15 protein-coding genes and 1 pseudogene are annotated in these 20,748 nt (G+C 62.3%); 3 read left to right on the top strand and 13 right to left on the bottom strand.

The genetic code is table 11. From position 1 onward, the window contains the following. Nucleotides 1-40: 40 nt before the first annotated feature. The 6 genes from EK373_RS09785 to EK373_RS09760 all read right to left on the bottom strand — a co-directional run bounded on the left by EK373_RS09785 (nucleotide 41) and on the right by EK373_RS09760 (nucleotide 8,333). The gene (locus EK373_RS09785; RefSeq protein ID WP_129642481.1) at nucleotides 41-1,831 is read right to left on the bottom strand and encodes a sensor histidine kinase; all 1,791 of its coding nucleotides are present in this window, start codon (nucleotides 1,829-1,831) and stop codon (nucleotides 41-43) included. Nucleotides 1,832-1,965: 134 nt separating this feature from the next. Further along, nucleotides 1,966-3,246, bottom strand: a complete 1,281-nt coding sequence (locus tag EK373_RS09780; RefSeq protein WP_129642480.1) for a sugar MFS transporter — start codon at nucleotides 3,244-3,246, stop codon at nucleotides 1,966-1,968. A gap of 124 nt (nucleotides 3,247-3,370) precedes the next feature. Beyond that, the gene (locus EK373_RS09775; protein ID WP_157994297.1) at nucleotides 3,371-5,122 is read right to left on the bottom strand and encodes a DUF885 domain-containing protein; all 1,752 of its coding nucleotides are present in this window, start codon (nucleotides 5,120-5,122) and stop codon (nucleotides 3,371-3,373) included. A gap of 176 nt (nucleotides 5,123-5,298) precedes the next feature. After that, nucleotides 5,299-6,774 (bottom strand): FAD-dependent oxidoreductase, encoded by a 1,476-nt coding sequence (locus EK373_RS09770; protein ID WP_129642478.1) that lies wholly within the window; start codon nucleotides 6,772-6,774, stop codon nucleotides 5,299-5,301. After that, a complete protein-coding gene (locus tag EK373_RS09765; RefSeq protein WP_129642477.1) occupies nucleotides 6,774-7,070 on the bottom strand; it encodes a (2Fe-2S)-binding protein in 297 nt (98 codons plus the stop codon). The genes EK373_RS09770 and EK373_RS09765 overlap by 1 nt, the downstream gene beginning before the upstream one ends. A gap of 66 nt (nucleotides 7,071-7,136) precedes the next feature. Next, complete coding sequence (locus EK373_RS09760; RefSeq protein ID WP_129642476.1) at nucleotides 7,137-8,333, bottom strand: NAD(P)/FAD-dependent oxidoreductase; 1,197 nt, start codon at nucleotides 8,331-8,333, stop codon at nucleotides 7,137-7,139. A gap of 140 nt (nucleotides 8,334-8,473) precedes the next feature. Between EK373_RS09760 and EK373_RS09755 the strand changes: the two genes are divergently transcribed. Together EK373_RS09755 and EK373_RS09750 are read left to right on the top strand one after the other, a co-directional pair. Beyond that, nucleotides 8,474-9,376 carry a LysR family transcriptional regulator gene (locus EK373_RS09755; protein ID WP_129642475.1) on the top strand — a complete coding sequence of 301 codons (903 nt, stop codon included), beginning with the start codon at nucleotides 8,474-8,476 and terminating at the stop codon, nucleotides 9,374-9,376. Nucleotides 9,377-9,514: 138 nt separating this feature from the next. Beyond that, complete coding sequence (locus tag EK373_RS09750; protein WP_157994296.1) at nucleotides 9,515-10,801, top strand: MFS transporter; 1,287 nt, start codon at nucleotides 9,515-9,517, stop codon at nucleotides 10,799-10,801. A 40-nt stretch (nucleotides 10,802-10,841) separates the two neighbouring features. Here EK373_RS09750 and EK373_RS09745 read toward each other — a convergent pair. From EK373_RS09745 to EK373_RS09735, 3 genes and pseudogenes are all read right to left on the bottom strand, one after another. Continuing rightward, nucleotides 10,842-11,204, bottom strand: a pseudogene (locus EK373_RS09745) (Rid family hydrolase); the annotation flags it as partial. Between the two features lie 46 nt (nucleotides 11,205-11,250). Continuing rightward, the gene (locus tag EK373_RS09740; RefSeq protein WP_129642472.1) at nucleotides 11,251-12,171 is read right to left on the bottom strand and encodes a dihydrodipicolinate synthase family protein; all 921 of its coding nucleotides are present in this window, start codon (nucleotides 12,169-12,171) and stop codon (nucleotides 11,251-11,253) included. Nucleotides 12,172-12,259: 88 nt separating this feature from the next. After that, complete coding sequence (locus EK373_RS09735; RefSeq protein WP_129642471.1) at nucleotides 12,260-13,582, bottom strand: amidohydrolase family protein; 1,323 nt, start codon at nucleotides 13,580-13,582, stop codon at nucleotides 12,260-12,262. Nucleotides 13,583-13,761: 179 nt separating this feature from the next. Between EK373_RS09735 and EK373_RS09730 the strand changes: the two genes are divergently transcribed. Continuing rightward, nucleotides 13,762-15,117 (top strand): sodium-dependent transporter, encoded by a 1,356-nt coding sequence (locus tag EK373_RS09730; RefSeq protein ID WP_129642470.1) that lies wholly within the window; start codon nucleotides 13,762-13,764, stop codon nucleotides 15,115-15,117. Nucleotides 15,118-15,152: 35 nt separating this feature from the next. On the opposite strand, the gene EK373_RS09725 is transcribed toward EK373_RS09730, so the two are convergent. From EK373_RS09725 to nagE, 4 genes are all read right to left on the bottom strand, one after another. Next, entirely contained in the window at nucleotides 15,153-15,578 is a 426-nt protein-coding gene (locus EK373_RS09725; RefSeq protein WP_129642469.1) for a hypothetical protein, read from the bottom strand. A gap of 121 nt (nucleotides 15,579-15,699) precedes the next feature. Continuing rightward, nucleotides 15,700-17,502, bottom strand: coding sequence for an asparagine synthetase B family protein (locus EK373_RS09720; RefSeq protein ID WP_198683190.1), 1,803 nt, complete (start codon nucleotides 17,500-17,502; stop codon nucleotides 15,700-15,702). A 16-nt stretch (nucleotides 17,503-17,518) separates the two neighbouring features. Further along, nucleotides 17,519-18,706, bottom strand: coding sequence for an NAD-dependent epimerase/dehydratase family protein (locus tag EK373_RS09715; RefSeq protein ID WP_129642467.1), 1,188 nt, complete (start codon nucleotides 18,704-18,706; stop codon nucleotides 17,519-17,521). A 291-nt stretch (nucleotides 18,707-18,997) separates the two neighbouring features. Further along, nucleotides 18,998-20,737, bottom strand: coding sequence for an N-acetylglucosamine-specific PTS transporter subunit IIBC (nagE, locus tag EK373_RS09710; protein WP_129642466.1), 1,740 nt, complete (start codon nucleotides 20,735-20,737; stop codon nucleotides 18,998-19,000). Between the last annotated feature and the right edge of the window lie 11 nt (nucleotides 20,738-20,748).

Below are 20,748 nucleotides of genomic sequence, written 5' to 3'. Positions count from 1 at the left end.
GGGGCTCCAGGAACGGGAGCCTCACCATATCACCCGACTCTTATTCTTTGTTGGTGACCGCCGCGGCCGGCAGGGTGAAACGGAAAATCGTGCCGCGGCCGGGCTCGCTGTCCACCGTGACCTTGCCGCCATAGCGGCGCACGATCCGGGCGACGATCGCGAGCCCGATGCCCACGCCCGGAAACTCGGACGCGCTGTGCAGTCGTTGGAACGGCTCGAACAAGCGCTGCGCGCGTGACATATCGAAGCCGGCGCCGTTGTCTCGCACCGAGAACACGATGCCGCCGGTGGCTTGCGTGCAGCTCACTTCGACGCGCGCGTTCGGTATGCGGCTGGTGTATTTCCAGGCGTTGCCGAGCAGATTGCCCAACAGGCTCTTCATCAAGCGCGGGTCGGCGTTGACCACGAGGTTCGGCTCGATCACGGACTCGACCTTGTGCCTCGGATACTGCTGGCGCAGATCCTCGACGATGTTTCGAGCCAGTACCGAGATGTCGACCCGCTCGTTCAACAGCTCCTGGCGCGATACGCGCGCCAACGACAACAAGCCGTCGATGATTTCGGAGGAGCGCGTGACATTCGACTGGATGCGATCGATGCGTTGCGTGATCACGTCGGTCATCCCTCGACCGATGTCATCACGCAGCAGGCCTGCCTGGCCCGCAATCGTTCCCAACGGCGAGCGCAGATCGTGAGACGCCGACGCCGTGAACGCTTCCAGCTCTTCGTTGGTGAGCGCCAGCTGTTGATTCGCTTCCTGCAGCTCGTTGGTGCGCGCGGCAACGCGACTCTCGAGCTCGGCATTGAGCTGACCCAGATTGGTGTTGGCCTTCTCCAGCCGATTGATGAAATGCCGGAGCAACACCGTCATCGCGATGAACAGGATGGAGATGCCGACCAGCACGATCGTGAGGCCGCGCGTGCGCTCGTGCCATTGATACAGAATGGCTTCTTTCTCGCGGCTCGCCGAGACCGCGAGCCGGTAGCCGCCGAGACGGCGGATCGCATACACCCAGGTGCCGGTTGCGAACGGGCTCGGCGCTTCGACGAAGCCGCCCTCTTCCGACAACTCGACGCTGCCGCGATAAACGTCGGTATTGCGGACATTGATTTGTTTGGTGTGCGCCAGCGTCGGCGTGGGCACTCGCAATAACAAATCGCCGGCGGTGGACGTGACACTCAACGCCCCGCCACGGATCGCCATTGTTTCGTACAACTGATCGAGCGCATCGACGCCGAGCAGCGCGCCGGCCCACACCGTGGCGCCGGTGCTGTCGACGGTGCGAATCGCGATGGGGAAGGCGCGCTGAGCCGATTCGACGGGATCTTCGATCGTCTGGCCGATGAATACGCCGCGCGTATCGTCGATCGCCGGCTGTATCCAGCCTGGCGGCGCATCGAGCGTCTGCGTGTCTCGATTGCGGACGGCTGCGACGAATTTGTTTGGAGTCATCACGAACAGTGCGCGAACGTATTCGCCACTGCTGAGCTCACGCGCCAACAACTGAGCGGCCGCGGTCGCTGGAATCTCCGCCATTCCGCCGTTCGAGTCGATGGCCTGCGCAGCGGTCCGCGCCGCGCCGAGGCTGTCGTTCAAGACCGCCTGCAAATGAACATACATGCCCGCGGCGAGCGCACTCAGCTCGTGACGGGCGGATTCGAGTGTTTCGGCCTTGTCGCTATAGACGCGCCACGAGGCATAGCTCCAGAGCGCCGCAAGAATGAGAACAGCTTGCGCGACCACCGCTCGTTTCACGAGCATCGGTAGTGCGCCGTCGATGAATCCTCGCTGATGCGTGCTTCCTGCTACGCGCTGCCAGTTGTCCGTCATGAGTTGCCCGTGCGGGATCTTCTTCGCGCCGGCAGTCTCTCACGCGAGGACCGGCGCCCGCCACTGACATCCAGCGGTTACCGGTCCTCGAAGTCACTCGGACACTCAAGGAATTGTCAGGCCTGTGAGCACGGTCACATATTGGCCTGCGCACCGCCCGCGGAAATTTCCGCATCGGGCACGCTGCGGACGATGTGTCCTTTGAGTCCATAGAACACGATGTAGGCGTAACAGATGGCGGGCACGAAGAACGATGCGAGCAGGCCGATGGTGTCGGCGAAGTATCCCTGGATCACCGGCACGATGGCGCCGCCGACGATGGCCATGCACAGCACGCCCGAGCCTTCGCCGGTGTGACGGCCGAGCTTCGCGACGCCGAGCGTGAAGATGGTCGGGAACATGATCGAGTTGAACAGGCCGATGGCCAGCACGGCCCACATCGCCGTCTTGCCGGCCATGCCCATTGCGATCAGCAGCAGCGCGATCGCGCAGGCCGCGTTGAACGCGAGCACGTGGCCGGGTTTGATCTTGCGAAGAACGACCGCGCCGATGAAGCGGCCGACCATCGCCCCGCCCCAGTACAGCGACAGATACCGGCCGGCGGTGCTTTCATTCAGCCCACCCACCTCCGGCTGCGCCATGAAATTCACCAGCAAGCTGCCGATCGCAACCTCCGCGCCCACGTACATGAAGATGGCAACCGCCCCGAGCACCAGGTGCGAGTGCTTCCAGACGCTGGGCACATTGTGATCGTCCGCCGCCGAGGTCGTCGCATCCGTGCCGTTCACCACCGGCAGCTTGAACTGCGAGAACACGATGGCGATCAGGAACAACAGCGCTGCCAGCACCAGATAAGGGCCCTGCACGGTCTGGATTTCCTTTGCCGTATCGACCGCCGTGCCCGCGGTGACAGCCGCCGACAGAATGAACATCGAGCCCAGGAACGGACCGACTGTCGTGCCCAGCGAATTGAATGCCTGCGTGAGATTCAGCCGGCTGGCCGCGGTGTCGCTCGGCCCGAGAATCGTGACATATGGATTCGCGGCGACCTGAAGCAGCGTGATGCCGGAGGCCAGAACGAATAACGCCGCCAGGAACAGCGGATACGACTGCATCGAGGCCGCCGGATAGAAGCCCAGGCAAGCCACACCGGCCGTCGACAGCCCGATGATGATGCCGCGCCGGTAGCCCAGCTTCTCCACCAGGTAGCCCGACGGCACCGACATCACGAAGTACGCCCCGAAGAAGCTGAACTGGATCAGCATGGCCTGCACGTAACTCAACGTGAAAATGGCCTTGAGGTGCGGAATCAGGATGTCGTTCAGCGAGGTGATGAACCCCCACATGAAAAACAGGGAAGTCAGCACCACCAGTGCAGGCAGGTAGCTCGGCCGTGCGCCGCTATTCGAATTCATTCTCTATCCCCCGGTTGCTGCCGTTGCCGTCGATCTAAGGTGACAACGTTGTCAGCATGCCAGAGAGACGGGCTGGTGGGAAAGGGGGCGACGAGTTGATATCGCTAACTCAGCGTTTTGGCGTTCATGAGCCGCCCGACTCCGCCTCGGCGGCCTGCTGCGCGAACAGCGACTCGCGGACCAGTGCCGGCGGAATGGAGCCGACGCTCAGCAACCGGTCGTAGAACTCGCTCGGCGGATTCGGCTCGCCGTATTGCTTGATGTAATCGGCGCGGATCTGCTCGATCTCCTGCATGCCGATCAGATAACCGAGCACGTACGTCGGCCGCTCGATGTACATGTTCACGTCGAGCCCGGCAGCGTAACGATCGAAACGCACTTTTTCGGAAAGGAACGTCACCGCGTCGTCGAAGCTCATGCGACCGGTGTGCAAGCTCACGTCGAGGATCACGCGGGCCGCGCGCCACAAACGATTGCGCAGCTGAGTGAGCCGCACGTCGTCGCCTTGCAGGAAGCCCTGCTCGAACATCATCTCTTCGGTGAACAGCCCCCAGCCTTCGGACATGATGGATTCGCGCACGATCTTGCGAAGCAGCCGCGGGCTTTGCTGACGCTTCAGGCCATCGACGTGATGGCCCGGATAGGCTTCGTGCACGGCAATGATGGGAATCCATGCGTTGTGGTGCGAGCGCAGCCGGTCCTCACGTTGCTGTGCCGTCATCCAGTCTTCGATGGGCGTGAGCACCAGCTTGCCCTCGAGGTCCTGGCCGAACGCATCGACCGACTGGAACGTGCCAAACGGCGACGAGCGCCGCATGGCCGGCGGGGTATCGATGGTGATGACGCGCTCGCCGGGCGGCAATGTGACGATGTGCTTCTCGATCACGAACGCTTTGGCCGCGTCGATCTTGGCTTGATAGGCCTGCTTGATGCCATCAGCCGCCGGGTGATCGTCCTTGAGCTTCTCGTAGACCTCGGTCCAGTGCCTGGCCTTGGGATCGATCCGTTTCGCGACTTGCTGCGCCAACGCTTCAGTTTCCTCGAACGCTTGCTGGCCGCGAGCCAGGATGGCGTCGGCATCGGCGTTCATCATCCAGCGGTGCTGCAGAACGTAGTCGTAGTTCGCTTTGCCGAACACCCACGAACCAGTCGAGCGTGGCAGCAGGTCGTCCTTCAGAAATTTCAAATAATCATCGAGCGCGGTGAGCGCCATCTTGGTGGCAGCGTTCAAGGATTCCTTAGCATCGCCCGCTTGCGCAGCCAGCGTCGGCGCACTCTCCCGCAACAGCTTGATGGTGCCTTCGGTCTTGAAGATCGCCGACTCGGTGAACGTGCGCGGCGGCGTTTTCAAATTGCGCCGGGCGTGGTCCAGTCGCGTCGGCAAATCGTTCAGCACCGCCGTCAATGACGTCGCCCGCTCCTGCGGCGTGCCGGGCGCCGTTGGCTCGAGCCCACGCCCGATCTCCGGCGCCGGAACATACAACGCCGGATCGTTCTCCCAAATGCGCCGTGCTTCGGCCGTGTGAATCGAGGAATCCAGCAAGCCGATCATCAAGCGCCGATCGATATCCTCGTCGAGCGACAAGCCGTCTTTACTCACTTGCCGGACCTTCTCCAGCAACCGGCGCCGCACGTCGATTTCCTGTTGGAATCCTGCAGCGGACACGTCACGCCGCCCGCCCATCTCTTCCTCTTCGGGCCTTTCGATTTGCGCGTACTGCTGAATCAGCGGCTCGAGCGCGGCCGCTGCCGATGGGCCGGCCGCTGCCGCCGGCGCTTCCTCTTTACGCGAACAGCCGGACAGGACGCTCAACGCAAGGGCTGCGCCGATCAGGCCCACCCGGCGAATGCCGCTCATCGAGTAACTGCGTGTCATGTTGAGAATCTTCGACTCACGGAACACCGAGTTTACTTCCTGGCCACCACCTGGAAAGCACGGCCATCGGCAAGCGCGGCAGCGGCTGCACATCGATGTGCCGTAGTCGCCTCGCTGAGGACAGTGCTGCAATGATGGACCGACTGCAATTACACCGGCTGCGTGCGTTCGTTGCTTCAGCCGCAACGTCCGCGCACGAGTGCGGCGAGCGGCACGGGCTTCACTGGCGCTTGTGCCTGGAAAGGCCCGACTTCGTTGGGCTGCAGACCTCTCGTTTCGGCGATTACGCGCGCGACGTTGTCGCCGCACAGTCGGCCTTGGCAAAGGCCCATGCCGACTCTGGTCAGCAGCTTGGCGGCATCGGCAGAGAGGATATGTTCGTTATCTGCGAGAGCCCGTTGCAACTCGCCCAGCTTGATGGACTCGCAGCGACACAGGATGGTGTCGTCGCTCATTGCTTGCAGCGCGAGGTTCGCGGGAGGCTGAGCGAGTTGCTGGAGCACGGCGGCGAAGTCTTGCAGGCGTGACAAACGTTTCCTCGCGACCGCTGCCAGGTTGCGAGCTCGATTGTCGTCGATGCGGCCTAGCGAGCGCAGGATGCCAACCGCCGCGATGCGGCCTTTTTCCAGCGCGGCGTCGGCGCCGTCGACACTGGTGATCTCGCCGGCCACGAACAGGTTCCTGATGCTCGATTCGAGCCAATCGTCATGACGAGCCACCCAGCCGCCGGCGTGATCTTTCCAATGCATGTCGGCGCCGGCCTGTCGCGCCAATTCTGATGAAGCAAGAAAACCGTGGCAGACGCCAATGCGATCGCACTCGAAGACTTGGGTTTTGTGACGATCTGTAACGCCGCTTGGATTGATCTCGGCGATCGTCGCGTTCTCCACGGCGTTCGCGCCATCCGCTCGGACGATGGTGTGGCCGAAGACGACTGGCACATCGGCTCGGCGCAGTCGGCGCAGGATTCGGGATGTTTCCAGTAGTTGCCGGTGATGTCTGAGCGCCACGAACGGATGGCGCAACATCCGCCAGGCTTGTTGTCTTCGCTGCGTGAACACGACGGCTGCGACGTGCGCGCCCGCAGTCAGCAATTGATCGGCGACGACGAGTTGCAATGGATGACTGCCCGCGAGCACGAAACGGTTGCCAGGCACGAATTGCTGGCTCTTCACGAAGCCCTGAATCGCACCAGCCCCCATCACGCCCGGCAACGTCCAGCCCGGAAACGCAAGCGGACGCTCGTAACAGCCTGGCGCCAGCAGCACGGCATTCGCGCGCAACAGGTAACAACCGGCCGGCCCTTGGATCCAGAGCTCGTGCGCACCACCGCCCGATCGCCTGTACGGCGACGGCCGCATGATCCCAAGCACCGTCGACTGGAACCGCCAATCGATATGCGGCTGCTCGCTCACCGCATGCAGCGCGGCCTTGACCCGGTCGTACAGCTTCGCCGGCAGCCAATGCGCAACGGAAAAACTCTTCGGCGGCTGACGAAGGATCTGACCACCCGCGCGCGGCTGCTCATCGATGACAGTCACACCGACGCCATGCTCGCGAAGCACCGCCGCGGCGGCCAGGCCGGACGGGCCAGCGCCGATGATGGCGACCTCGCAAGTCGCATCACTCCCTTGCTGATCGTTCGCCGCCATCAATGACCTTCCGGCACAACGAGACGCAACCCAGCACGCACCGGCGTCAAACACGCGCGAACGCGGGACGAAGCGCCCTCGCCTTCGTCCACTTCGACCAGGCAATCGAAACAAACGCCCATATTGCAAAAGGGCGTGCGCAGTCTGCCAAAGCTATCGCGCGATGTGGTCAGCACGCCGGCAGCAATCAGCGCAGTCAGCACCGATTCCCCTACATAGGCCTCGACCGCCCGGCCATTGATGAAAACGGTCACCGCCGCAGGTCGCGCGACACCCACCGTGATGCGCTTACTCACGTTCGTTCCTTTGCCGCGAGCTGCGCAGGCGCGTGAGACAACTGCGATGATGATGTTGTTGGCTCATCACACCGACGCCATGAAATTATTGATGTGACTGAAGCGCGCCGGACTATACAGATCGATGCTCACCGACGGCCGTCCATCCAGGATCAACTCACTCACAAGCCGAGCATATGTCGGCCCGTGCGTAAACGCCGCACCACCCGCTGCGACGAACAACCCCGGCGCTTCCGGCACCGCACCGAGCAACGGCATCTGATCAGTCGTGATTCCAGTAATTCCCGTCCACGAACGTAACAAATGCAAACCGCCAATCGCCGGCACGAGCCGCGCAGCCAGGGTTAGATTCGCCGTCACATTCTCGACCACGGGCTCTGCGCGCCGACGCGCACTCATCGTCGAGCCCTCGCGCGAAAACCGGCTCGGCCAACCACCGCCTACCAAGACGTTTCCAGCTGCTACTTGTTTGAGCGTCAGCCGCTGACTCGCGTGCTGCACGAGATGCGGAATCAGCGGCGCCGCGCGCTCAATGACGTTAATCGACAAGGGCACCGCAAAAATCGGCAAGTGCAAATGCGCGAGCGCGCCAATCTCACCAGCCCAAGCACCGGCCGCATTGAGCACAGCGTCGGCACTCACTTCTCGAACAAGTCCTTCACGATCGACCAAGGTGACGACCCACTGAGCGCCATCCCGCATGAGCCCCGTCACCCGAGTCTGCGACTGAATAGTCGCTCCCAGACCTTCCGCACGCCGTGCAAACGCCGGCGCGACCAACCGAGGGTTCGCATGACCTTCGTGCGGAAAGTAACCGGCGGCGATGACGCTCTCAGCCAGGTACGGAGCCATCCGACGGACTTCCGCAGCCGACAGCAACTGGGACGCCAGCCCCCATTTCTCCTGCAGTGCCTGCCTCCTTTCCAGCAGCGCCACATCAGCCTCCGACTCAGCCACGATCAAGCCGCCGTGCATGCCGACTTCGAGGTCGGCCTGCAACTCGGCTTCCAGCCCGCGCCAGTCTGCAAGCGCGACCAGGCTCAGCGGAATGATCTGGGCGAACTGCGACGCCAACTCGTCGCCATAGCGGATCAGCCGGTACTCCAGCTGAAAGTGCAGCGAGCCGGCATTGCGGCCGGAAGCTTCGCGATTCAGATCGCCCTGCTCGACCAACAGCACGCCGGCGCCACGCCGCGCGAGGTAATACGCTGCCGCGCAGCCCACCAGGCCGCCGCCGAGCACCACCACGTTGACGCGTTTCATTGTTCTTCAGGGCTCCGAGCCGACCGTCCAGCCGGTTGGCTGCCTGTCGGGGAAGAATAGTCTGGAGCTGATTGAATCCGGGCGCGACCTCAACATAGACTCGACTTCGTTGCGTTTACTGCAATTATCGGAGAGAACGCATGCACGGGGAAATTCGACTGCGCTATTTGTACGAGGCAGCGCGGCTCGGGACGATGCGGGCGGCCAGCGATGAGCTGAATGTCGCCACCTCATCCATCAGCCGGCAGATTGCCGCGCTCGAGAAGGAACTGGGCATGCGCTTGATCGAAGGCGGACGCCGCAAGATCAAGCTGACAGAAGCGGGCAACGCCGCCTTCGCTTACTACCGCGAGATGCAGGCTCACGAAGAAGTGTTCCTGTCGCGGGTTGCGGAGTTGCGAAGCATTCGCAGCGGCACCATCAACCTTGCGGTCGGCGAGGCGTTCATCAGCGATGCGTTCAGTGAAGTCCTGCAGGAGTTCATGCGCCGCTTTCCAGGGTTGACGGTGCGCGTGAAGATGAGCGGCACCAACGACGCGGTCGCCCTGGTGCGCGAGGACGAGGCTCACTTCGGGCTCATTTTCGACGTGCCCAAAGACCCGAAGGTCCGCGCGCGGCTAACGCTGTCACAACCGTTGAAGGCCATCGTACACCCCAAACATGAGTTGGCCGGCCGCAAGAGTGTGAAGCTGGCGGAGCTGAAACAGTACAGCATCGGCCTGCCGGAAGATTCGTTTCGCATTCGTCAGATCGTGCGCGAGGCCGAGCATGCCGAAGCCGTGTTCCTCGAGCCGGGCCTGATCGCCAACTCGATGATGCTGCTGAAGGACTTCGCCAAGTGCGGCCGCGGCCTGACGTTCCTGCCGGAGTTCCTGGCGCAGCCGCAGTTGAGCGAAGGCAAATTGATCGCAATTCCCATCGAGAATCCGGTGATGAACTCGACGCGCATCAGCCTGATCACGCGCACCGGCCGGCAAGTGCCGAACGGCGTGTATCGATTGATGCTGCGGATCGAGGCGCACCTGAAGAGCTTGATCGCGTAAATATAAGGAGCGACTCGGGCATCCTGCCACTCGCGCTCAGGCGCAGAGAGCAAAAGGCGCGACTTTTGCTCCTGCGCTCGCCGCCTGCGGCGGCGGGCACATCCGTGTGCCTGGGGGTGGCTCTAGACACAAACACTGGTGAAAAAGATTCCCAACTTTCGCTGGGTGATCGTGCTGCTGCTGTTCGCGGCCACGGCGATCAGTTATGTCGATCGCCAGGTGCTGACCGTGCTCGCGCCGACATTGCGGGACCAGCTGCAGATCAGCAACACGGGTTACGCATCGATTCTCACGGCCTTCCTGCTCGCGTACACGTTCATGCAGCCGGTGACGGGCTGGCTGATCGATCGCATCGGCACGCGGCTGGGATTCGCGCTCATCATGGCCTGGTGGTCGATCGCTGCCGGACTGCACGCGGTCGCCGGCAGCGTCGCCTCCTTCGCCGCCTTTCGCTTCTTGTTGGGCGCTGGCGAGGCGGGCAGCTGGGCCGCGTGCGTCAAAGCGGTTTCCGAATGGTTTCCGCAGAAGGAGCGCGGCTTTGCGACTGGCCTATGGAGCGCCGGTGTCAGCGCCGGGCTCGTGATCTCGGTTCCAATCGTCGCATGGATCAATGTCGCGCTGGGCTGGCGCTGGGCCTTCATTCTCACGGGGCTCGTCGGTCTGGTGTGGCTCGCCGTCTGGATGTGGCTCTATCGCTTGCCAGGCGTGCATCCGGCCGTCACTGACGAAGAGCTTCGTCACATTGGCGACGAGACGGTCGCACCTGCCCAGCGCACGCCCTACATGAGCCTGCTCCGTTCTCGCAACGTGTGGGCTGTGATCGGTGCGCGCGTGCTCGCAGATCCGTGGGTTTGGTTCTACTACTTCTGGATTCCCGAATATCTCACTCGCAGCGCTGGCTTCACTGCGACGGATATCGGCAAGTACGCGTGGATCCCGTATGCCGCGCAGGGCGTAGGCATCGTGCTGGGCGGGGCATTCTCTGATTTGTTGTGTCGGCGCGGCCTGAGCGTGATTTCTGCGCGCCTGACAGTGATGCTGATCGGAATGTTGCTGATGACGGCCGGCATCGCTGCGGCGTTCGAACTGAGCATCACGCTAATTTTCGCCGGCATCAGCACCGCGATGTTGGGCTTCGGGCTATGGGCGCCGAATATGATGTCGTTGTGCGCCGATGCTTTTCCGCGCGATTCGGTCGGCTCAGTGGTGGGCTTGGGCGGGATGGGCGCCGGAGCCGGTGGCATGGTGGTTACCATGGCCACCGGCTGGACACTCGATCATTATGGTTACGCACCAGTCTTTCTTGCGGCTGGTGCTATTCCCCTGTTGGCCTTCGCCGTGCTTTTTACTCTCCTAGAGAGACCGAAAGCAAGTGCCGCGAATCCGATTGAGTCGGTGAGGCTTCGCGACAACGCAGGACTTTGAGAATGACTCGCACTGGCGCGGCGACCAGAGTCCGCTGATTTCATTCCGGGACCGCGGCAGTCGCTTCGATCTCGACCAGGAAATCAGGTAGCGCGAGCGCGGCCACACCGATGAACGTATTGGGCGGCGGCGTGGCGCCACCGAAAAATTCGCCGACTTCGCCGAGCACCGGGCCGAGCTTGTCCGGCGTGTGATTCACGACGTAGGTGCGAATTCGAACGATGTCTGCAGGGGTGCAGCCCGCCGCCTTCGAGACGGCCTTCAGATTGGCCAGCGCCTGTCGCGTTTGCGCAGCAATGGGCGCGTCGAAATGCGTGCCGGTGTGCTCACCGCAGGCGATGTTGTTCCAGAACCAGGCCGGGTCCCGTTCGTCGTAACGGGAGATTTCTTCCAGCGAGAACGGCTTGGAAGGCGAACTGCGGCGGCAATGACTTGCCCCCTATGTTTCCTTATGCACTGAGCTTTCCGAGCTGAATCAAAATCTGCCGCACGGCGCGCACGCCTTCGGTCTCGAGCGGCAACAACGGGCGTCGCGGATAACCGCCGGGCAAGCCCAGCTCGTTCAACGCAGCCTTGAAGATTGCCTGCGCCGAGCCGAAGCGCCCTGTGTAATCGGTGTTGAACCACGCGCGCATCAATACTTCGTTTCTTTCGCCGAGCCGGCGTGCGCGCGGGATGTCGTTATCCCAAATCGCATTGAAGTAATCAGGCAGCTCGCGACCGAGCACCGCGCCCGCACCCATCGTGCCGTCGGCGCCCTGTTGCACGAGCAAGATGCCCAGGTCATTCATCGGCACGCCAAACACGCGGACCTTGTCTTTGAGCGCGAAGAACACATCGACGAAGTGGCGCAGATCGGCGGTCGAGTTCTTGATCGCGACCACGTTCGACAACTCGGCAATCTGTTGCAACAGCTTCAGCGACATGTCGACGTTGGTGCCGGGCGGCCAGTTGTATACGCAGATCGGTAACGACACCTGATCGTTGACTTCACGATAGAACGCGAGAATCTCGCGATCGGTCGGCACCATGTATGGCGGCGGCGTGACCAGAATGCCGCTGAAACCATGATCCGCGGCGAGCTTCGCGTGGGCCGCCACTTCTTGCGAGGTGTAGCCGCTGCAGCCAGCGATGAGAGGAATTTTGCCGCTCAGCTTGCGTCCGACGGCCTGCATCAGCTGCTTGCGCTCGGCCTGATTGATCGTGAACCACTCGCCCTGCGTGCCGCCGACGATGATGCCGTGCATGCCTTCCTGGTGCAGCCAGCCCAACAGCCGATCCAGGGCGTCGAGATCGAGCGCTCCGTCGCCGGTGAACGGCGTTGTGATCGCCGGAATGTATCCACGCCACTGGACCGAATGCCTGTCCATACTGAAAACCTTCTAAGCTTCGACGGCTGACACGCTAAGAAGAATGCCAGGCCGATTCAATAGTCCCATGCGCGCCATTACGTTGCGTTCACGGCAACGGCTGGTCGTGACGCACCACCTGACCGCCCTTCATGACGAAGTTGATGGTGCGCAATGCGGCGATATCCTGCGCTGGGTTCGCATTCACAGCGATGATATCGGCGTAGTGACCGGGCTTCAGCGAGCCCACTTCCTTGTCCATCTCGAGCATGGTCGCGGGTTTGAGTGTCGCGGCCTGCAGCGCCTGCAGCGGCGTCATGCCCGCGGTCACATAAAGCTCCGCCTCGCGCACCGTCGCGGTCGTGCCGGCGTTGGGCTCGAAGGGAAATTGATCCGTCCCGAGCGCAATGTTCACGCCGAGCTTCACCGCGGTCTGCAACATCTTGAGATGATCGACACGCGTGCTCTTCACTCGCTCCAGATACCACGGCGGCGAGCCGATCTTGCGGAAGAACTCCATCGCACCTTCGTCCGTGACGACCGCGGTAGGCACGAGCCACGCGCCCTTCGCCTTCATCGTGCGCAATTGCTTCTCGGTCAGGTGATAGGCGTGCTCGAAACAATCGATGCCGAGCTCGAGCGCCTCGTCCGCCGCCACCGGCGAGCCGTTGTGAGCTGTGACTTTCGCGCCGTTGCGATGAGCGACTTCGATGACAGCTTTCATCTCATCGTGCGTCATGGTCGACGCGGCGATGCTGCCGTGAGAATCGGAGATGCCGCCGGAGATCGCGACCTTGATCCACGTCGCACCGTTCTTGATCTGCGTGCGCACCGCCTTGGACAGTTCGGCGACACCGTCCGCTTCGACGAAGCCATGTCCGCCCGTTGTCGCGATGATCGCACCAGCAGTTTGAATACGAGGACCGAGCGCCGTGCCGCCATCGATCGCAGCCTTGAGCGCAAAGTCACTGCCATGCTCTTCGCCGACCAGACGGACTGTCGTGACGCCTGCGTACAGCGACTGCCGCGCGTTGTCCGCCATGCGCAGCACGAGCTGCATCTCCGTCTCGTTCTCGAGCGCCGCACCCGCGGGGCCCGGCAACTTCAAGCCGAAGTGGGTGTGCATGTTCATCAAGCCGGGCGCGAGCCACTTGCCGTCCATGCGGATCTTTTGCACATCGGCGGGCAGATTCACAGTGGACGCGGGGCCAACGGCCTTGATGCGATCGCCTTCGATGAGCACGACCGCATTGGGAATGACCGAGCCGTCTTCGACATTCACGACCGACGCGCCCACGATGGCGATCGCCCCCGCCGGCGGCGTCGCCTGAGTGAAAACCGCAGTAGGCACGGCCAGTGACACGGTGGGCACGAGCGACGCCTTCAACAACAGCACAGCCAACAGCGTCGAACGCTTACACCATCGCCACATAGTCCTTTTCTCCATTGGTCGTCGTAGCCGTATCATCGAAGCCGCCGCCACCGCAGGTCAATCTGCGCACCGGCCGAAGTTTGTTGCACTGAGCGCAACGACGCGACGGCGCCGCCTGCATTGAACCCACCCGACGCCGGCTGCAAGCTCGAAATCGCGAACCAAACCCGCGGGTGAGCATGGGCGCGCGACACTGGTCCTCGAATCTGCTGTTCCTGATCATCGCCATCGGCACCGAGGCGGGCATCGCCAACGTCTGGAAGTTCAGCTATCTGGCGGGGGCGAATGGCGGCGGGTTGTTCGTGGCGCTGTATTTTCTGGCGTTGTTCCTGATCGCGATCCCGGCGCTGATGGCGGAGATGTTGATCGGTCGTCACGGCGGCAAGAGCGTCGTCGGCACAATGAATGTGCTGGTGACGCGGGATGCCATTGCACCGTTCTGGAAATCGTTCGGCGCGCTGGCGACCGCGAGCGTGATTCTGATCCTCAGCTACTACTTCGTGATTTGCGGCTGGATGCTCGACTACTTCTTCTTCGGACTGCGCGGCGGCTTCAAAGAGATCGATTCTTCGGGAGCTGCGTCGGCATTTCAGCAGATGCTGTCGAGCCCAGCGCGCATGCTGCTGTTCTCGGGGATCATCATTGCGACGACGGCTGTGGTGATCGCGCGTGGGATCAACAAAGGTATCGAGCGCGTATCGGGCGTGCTGACGCCGTTACGGTTTGTGATTTTGTTCGTGCTGCTGATCTACTCCGCGATCTTTGCCGACTTCGGACGGGCGGCGAGCTTTTTGTTCAGCGTCGACTGGAGCAAGTTCAGCGCTGGCGTGGTCGTGACGGCGTTCGGTCAGGCGTTCTTTTCTCTGGGCATCGGTGTGGGCGTCATGATGATGATGGGCGCGTACATGAAGCGCGAATATTCCATCACTCGCGCGGTGTTCACCGTGGCCGTGGCACAGGGATTGGTGGCGCTGATCGCGGGCATGTCGATCTTTCCGCTGGTGTTCACGTACGGGTTGGAACCGACGCAGGGGCCGGGGCTGATCTTCGTTACCCTGCCGGTGGCATTCGGGCAGATGCCCTACGGGCAGATCTTCGGAACACTGCTGTTCCTGCTGCTCTCGTTTGCGGCCCTGACTGCGACGATTGTGATCCAGGAGCCGATCGTCGCGGCGCTCGAGGAATACACGACCTGGTCGCGCCCGGCGCTGGCATACTCCACCGGGCTCGTCATCTGGCTGATGGGATTCGTCACGGTGCTGTCGTTCAATCATTGGAGCGACGTGCATCCGCTTCGCTGGCTGGGAGTTGAATCGACGCGCACGCCGTTCGAGCTGCTCGATTATCTGACGTCGAATTTGATGATGCCGCTGGGTGGGTTGATGGTGGCGCTGATCGCCGGGTGGGCCTTATCGCGTGCGGCCGTGAGGGATGAGCTTGGGCTGGGAGATGGGACTGGGTTCAAGCTTTGGTACGCTGCGACGAGATATCTGGTGCCGGTGGCGATACTCGTCATCTTCTACTCGGTGCTGTAACAGGAAGAGCCGGTCAGACCGGCTCTTCGGGAATCTCAGTCATCGCCGCCTTGCCGATTGACATACTTCTCACAGGACGACGATTTTTTGCGAGCATCCAGCGCAATCGTCGTGACGGCGCCTTGCTCGACAACGATGAAGCCGAGAGCGTGCGCGATCGACACAAACTCTTGGTAAAACTGCTCCCCGGTAAGCTCGGTCTGCCAAGACGCAGTGACTAGCGCGCACACCCCTTGACCGACAACCAAGGTGCGACCGCTCAGCTGGGCAACGACCTGAGCCATCGAGGAAAAGTCCACATCCCTGAAATCGGGAGCGACCTTCGATGGCCTGCGCGCAGGAGGAGCCGTGCCATCTGGGGCGATGAAGCGATTCGTTGGCGAGGGCTCCTGCCCCCATGCCATACAGGCCAAAGTCATTGCGACTGCGGCGGTGGCAACTTTTGTTCCGTACTTGGACATGCCGATGCCCTCCGAGGCGATAGTGGCCGTCAGCTCAAGATACTATGACAAGAGCGTGTGCAGCCGAGTTCAAGTCTCGGCGGCCGGCATGGGCTCGCGCGTGTAGCAGCCGCGAAGACGTCTATCGCAGTGCTGGACTCGCCTGCTCGAACCAACCTGCCCCGCTCGGCATAGCCGCTGTGTGAGGATGCCGCCCGCGGCCATCGAGATAGATCTCTGCCCAGATCTCCGTGACGATGGCGGTCCATAGCCGCATCGCCGTTTCCGGATGGAAACCGCGCGTGCACGCACGCCGGATGCGGTCGATGTCCGCGCAGTGAAAGAAGCCGCGGCGCTTGATGCGCTCGACACTGAGGAACTGATCGGCCAGCAACTGGAGCGTGCTTGCGAATTCACCGCCTTGCTGCATTCGCATGAGCTCCTTGGGCGCTTTGCGCAAGGAATCGGCCATCCATGGGCGCATCGCCTGTCGCAGGATGTACTTCTGCTGACCATGACGGATCTTGAGGTGACCTGGCATCGTGAATGCAAATTGAATCACGGCCTTGTCCAGGAACGGTGAGCCGTAATCCAGTCCGTAGGCCTGGAAGGGACGCTCGATGCGCGCGAGCGTCCGGCTCGTCGGCTCTTGCCCGTCGAGCATGAGACAGCGATTGATGAACTCCGGCCCGGGCTCAGCGAGCAACTCTGGCTCATAGGCGCGCTCGCAGTTGAGGACAGCGGGTGGAGGCGACAAGCCGCCGCGATAGTAAAGAGCCGTCATCAAGCGCGCGAGCGGACGTGAGGCCGCCTCGCCGGTCTGGGTCGCCTCGAAAAATGCAAGCAGATCCTTGCGAAGGAACGGCAGCACCTCGGCCATCCACAACACCTTGTGTCGCGGCATTCCGCCGAACAGGAGATCAGCGCCCATCCCCGTGAGCAGAAAATCGAAGCCGCGGTCGCGTGCCAGCTTGGCCAGGACGAGATACTGAAAGGTCTCGCTGCGGCCGATGGGATTCTCCAGGTACCACACCGCCGCTGGAAGCTTGGCGATCAGCTCTGCGCTCGGCACGACGATTGCGTGATGCACGCCGTCCAGGCGCTCCATGACGCTTGCTGCTCGCCGGACCTCTGGATCATCGGGCCCCTCACCGGCCGTGAACGCGACGAGTTCGGCGTTTGGTGCGCACCGGCGTGCGAGAAACGCCGTGCTCATCGAGTCGATGCCGCCGCTCAGTGCGAGCCCGATGCGGGATCGACCGCTCACCAGCGGCATCGTCGCCTGTTCGAGCTTGCGCCTGAGCTGCGAACAGGCCTGCTCCTGCGTCATCGGATCGACCGCCAACCGCACATCGGGCATGCGATCGTCCGCCGCCGTCGTTCCATCCCGGCGAAAATGGATCACGCTTCCTGGCGACGCTGCAAAGACATCTTTGAGCAAGGTTTTGCCCGCCGGCATCGCCTTGTACATCTGCAAGCAGCGCACTGCGTCCAGATCCGCCCTTGCCGGAACCTCGTTGATCGCCAGCAGGGCTTTGTATTCCGTTGAGAAAGCGAGCCCGCCGCTGGGCAGCCGACACCAATGCAGCGGCTTCAGGCCGAGGAAGTCTCGTCCCAACAGCAGTTGCTGTTCGGCGTCGTCCCAGACGGCAAAGGTGAAGGGGAATGTAAGCCGGTGGTCAAGTTCCTCCGCGGATCTTGAACGCATGAGCGTCTCGAGCACGCGCGAAGTAGAGCCCGGCGAGAGTCCCTCGGGTGCGTCGACTACCATCGCGAGCGCGCCAGCGATGTGAGGTCGTTGTGGACTCTTCGCCACTTGCCCCAGGTAGACGCCTCGAGCGACTTCATTCCAGCTCGCGTGACCGCCGCGATGCGTCAGGCGCCGGCCCATCTCATCGAGCTCACCAGCTGTCACGGCGCCAACGGCGCCAAATACTGCAGGCATAACTACCCTCGCCGATTTACCCGCTCGAGTGCGTAGGCGCTGGACGTGAGGCGTTGATGTGCACGAGGTGCACATCAAGCGTCGTTGCAAGGTCTTGCGGCTCCGCATTCGTGGCGAGCTGTCCATTCTCCAGCGTCGCCAAGGGAACGTCGGCGCGCGGCTCCAGCGGCTCTCGTTCGTTGCGGGCGAAGACGTCCGCCGCTTGTTGCGTGTTCTTCAGGTAGCCGGTGTCGGCATACCACTTGAAGGCGTCCCTGACGCCCGCCTCAAACGAAATGCTGGCGTCGAAGCCCAACAACCGTTGCGCTTTCGTGGTCTGAAACCAGAACGATTTGCGGAAGAAGTCGAGCCGACGCATATGAAGCGGCGGTCGAATTGCAAGCGGCCTGCAAACGCCCTCGGTGATCCGAGCAGCAACTGCGAGCGGCAGCATCGGGATGCGAATGCGTCGCGCCGATGTTCCTACAGCCGCACTCACCGCGTCCGTCATCTCGCGCGTAGTGACCGGCGCCGGCCCGGCAAAGACGAAGGTTTCTTTGCTCGCTGCCGGGTGCTGGACTGCAAGCAGCAGTCCACGCACCAGGTCGTGCACGTGAATGGGCTGGTGCAGATTGCGACCGTCGCCCACCAGAATCGAGACGCCGCGACGCGCAGCCTGGAATAGCTTCAGCAAGCGAAGATCTTCAGGGCCATAGGTTTCGCTGATCCTCACGATGGTCGTTTCAATGCGGTCGCTGAAGGAGCGCACCACTGCCTCCGCTGCCGCTTTGGACCTTCCATAAACATTGTCGGGCGCGAGCGGCGTTTCTTCCGTGATCGCAGCTCCATGAGCTGCCCCGTACACGCCGATGGTGCTGCCATAGAGAAGGCGAGACACTCCGGCCCGTACGCAGGCTTCGAGGAGAATCTGCGTGGCCTCGACATTGACTGAGTAGAAATAATCGTCGCTTACGCCGACGTCGTGCTGTGCCGCCGCGAGATGGATGACGGCATCCCGGTCGTGGACCAGCAGCCGTGCGAACGAGGGGACGCGCAATGAGCCATCCGTCACGCGGATGCCCGCCGCCTCGAGGCGGTCGGCCCGCTGTTGCTCTGCTGCGTTATTCAAAAGGCCGGTGACGACGACATCATGTCCACGAGCTCGCGCCTCTCTCGCGAGTTGCGAGCCGATGAATCCCGTGCCGCCGGTTACGAGTAGTTTCATGGTCGTTGTCCCACGCTAGGGTGCAACCGTGCGCAATACATCTGAAACGGCCGCCGGCGACTCCTGCCGGAGCGCGCGAAGGGCGATCACGTTCATGCGGTAAGCATTGCAACTCCCGTACCATAGTGGAAATCCGTGCAAAGGGCTGCCGACGCCGGCCCTGGCGCAGGCCAGCCGCTCACGTCATGTCACCTTCTTGCAAAGATTGCTGAAGAGATTACAAAGGCGGCGCCAGGGAACGGCGTCTACTGGAATTTGACCGTCAAATCCCCACAGGCATGTCGGGTGCGATCAAACTCGTAGACGCGCTAATTCTGCAAGCACGCCGGGCGCGGCCGGGCCAATGAGGATATGAACGCTATGAGTCATCGGCCGTGCAATGCCTCGTACGCCTGCAAGCTTGGCAACATCAGCTGAAACGGCCGCGTCATCGCGAACCGTGAAGCAAATGCGGCTAGCAGCCGCTCGCATGTCGCGAATGTTCTCGACACCACCCAGCGATTGCAGCAATTGTTTGGCGGAGAGACTGCTCGCGGCAATCGGGGCACCGACATTAGATGCCGACGATGGGGCTGCAACGCTTGCTGGGAGTCTCAACCCAGCACGAATAGACGAAGCCAGCTGATCCGCGACGGGACCCACGACGACTTGCAATGTTTGCTGTGACGGCCGCACCAGGCCGCGGGCGCCGAGCGACTTCAGCGCTGCTTCATTCACCGCCTTTTGATCGGCGATCGACAATCGCAGTCGCGTCGTGCACGCATCGACAGCAACCAGATTGCCGGCGCCGCCGAGCGCCCGAATCCAACCTTGAACGGCGTCGTCCTGCGTGCCGGCGTCGCTGCTTGCGGTGGCCGTATCCTCCATCTCACGACCCGGCGTCGCGAGATTGAAACGTGCGATGAAGAATCGGAACAGGCCGTAGTAAAGCGCGAAGTACACCAGACCGATCGGCAGCAGCAGCAGCGGCTGCGTCGCCTTGCCGAAGTTCAAAACGTAGTCGAACAAGCCGGCGGAGAAACCGAACCCCAGCCGGACGTTCAGCAGATCCATGGCGGCCATCGCGACACCGGTCAACACCGCGTGAATGCCGTACAACACCGGTGCCAGGAACATGAAGGAAAACTCGATGGGCTCGGTCACGCCTGTGAGAAACGACGTCAGGGCCATCGAGAAGAACATGCCGCCCACAGCAGCACGCCGCTGCGGAAGAGCCGCTCGATACATCGCCAGGCACGCCGCCGGCAAACCAAACATCATCACAGGGAAGTGGCCAGACATGAAGGCGCCCGCGGTCGGATCGCCAGCGAAGAAACGTTTCAGGTCGCCGGTCACCCCGTGGTAATCGCCGAGCAGGAACCAGGCAACGTTATTCAGGATGTGGTGCAGCCCGGTGACGATGAGCACGCGGTTCAATACACCGTAGGCGAACACGCCGATGGAATCGGACGCCAGGACCGCTTCGCTCGTCGCATCCATGCCGCGCTCGAGGACGGGCCAGCCGAAGCCGAACGCCAGCGCAAGGACGATGCCGGCCGTGCCGCTGGCAATCGGCACGAAGCGCCGGCCGCCGAAGAACGCCAGATAGGCCGGCAGACGAATGTCGCTGTAACGGTTGTACAGATAGCCTGCGACCAGACCATTGAGCAGTCCGGCGGGCACACTGAGCTTCGCAAGCTCACGTTCGCGAAACGCCGCGATTGCGAAGTCGCGTGCTTGCCCAGCCAGCTGCGCCGTTACCTCCGGCGGCACGGAGATCAGGACCTCAGCGCCTTTCGTTGTCACTAAATACCCAACCACGCTAGCCAGCCCCGCCGCGCCGTGATTCTCACGCGCGAGACCGACGGCGACGCCCATCGCGAACAGCAAGCCGAGATTGGAGAAGATGGCGTCACCGGCGGCGGCAATCGCGGGAATATCGAGCAGGTCCTGCTGTCCCAGGCGAAGGAGCAGCGCCGCCACCGGGAGCACGGCGATCGGCAACATCAGCGCGCGGCCGATGGACTGCAAGCCGGCAATTATATTTTTCATCACACCACCCC

The sequence above is a fragment of the Peristeroidobacter agariperforans genome, from assembly GCF_004138335.1.
Taxonomy (GTDB): domain Bacteria; phylum Pseudomonadota; class Gammaproteobacteria; order Steroidobacterales; family Steroidobacteraceae; genus Steroidobacter; species Steroidobacter agariperforans.
This window is presented reverse-complemented; position numbering and strand designations above follow the sequence as displayed.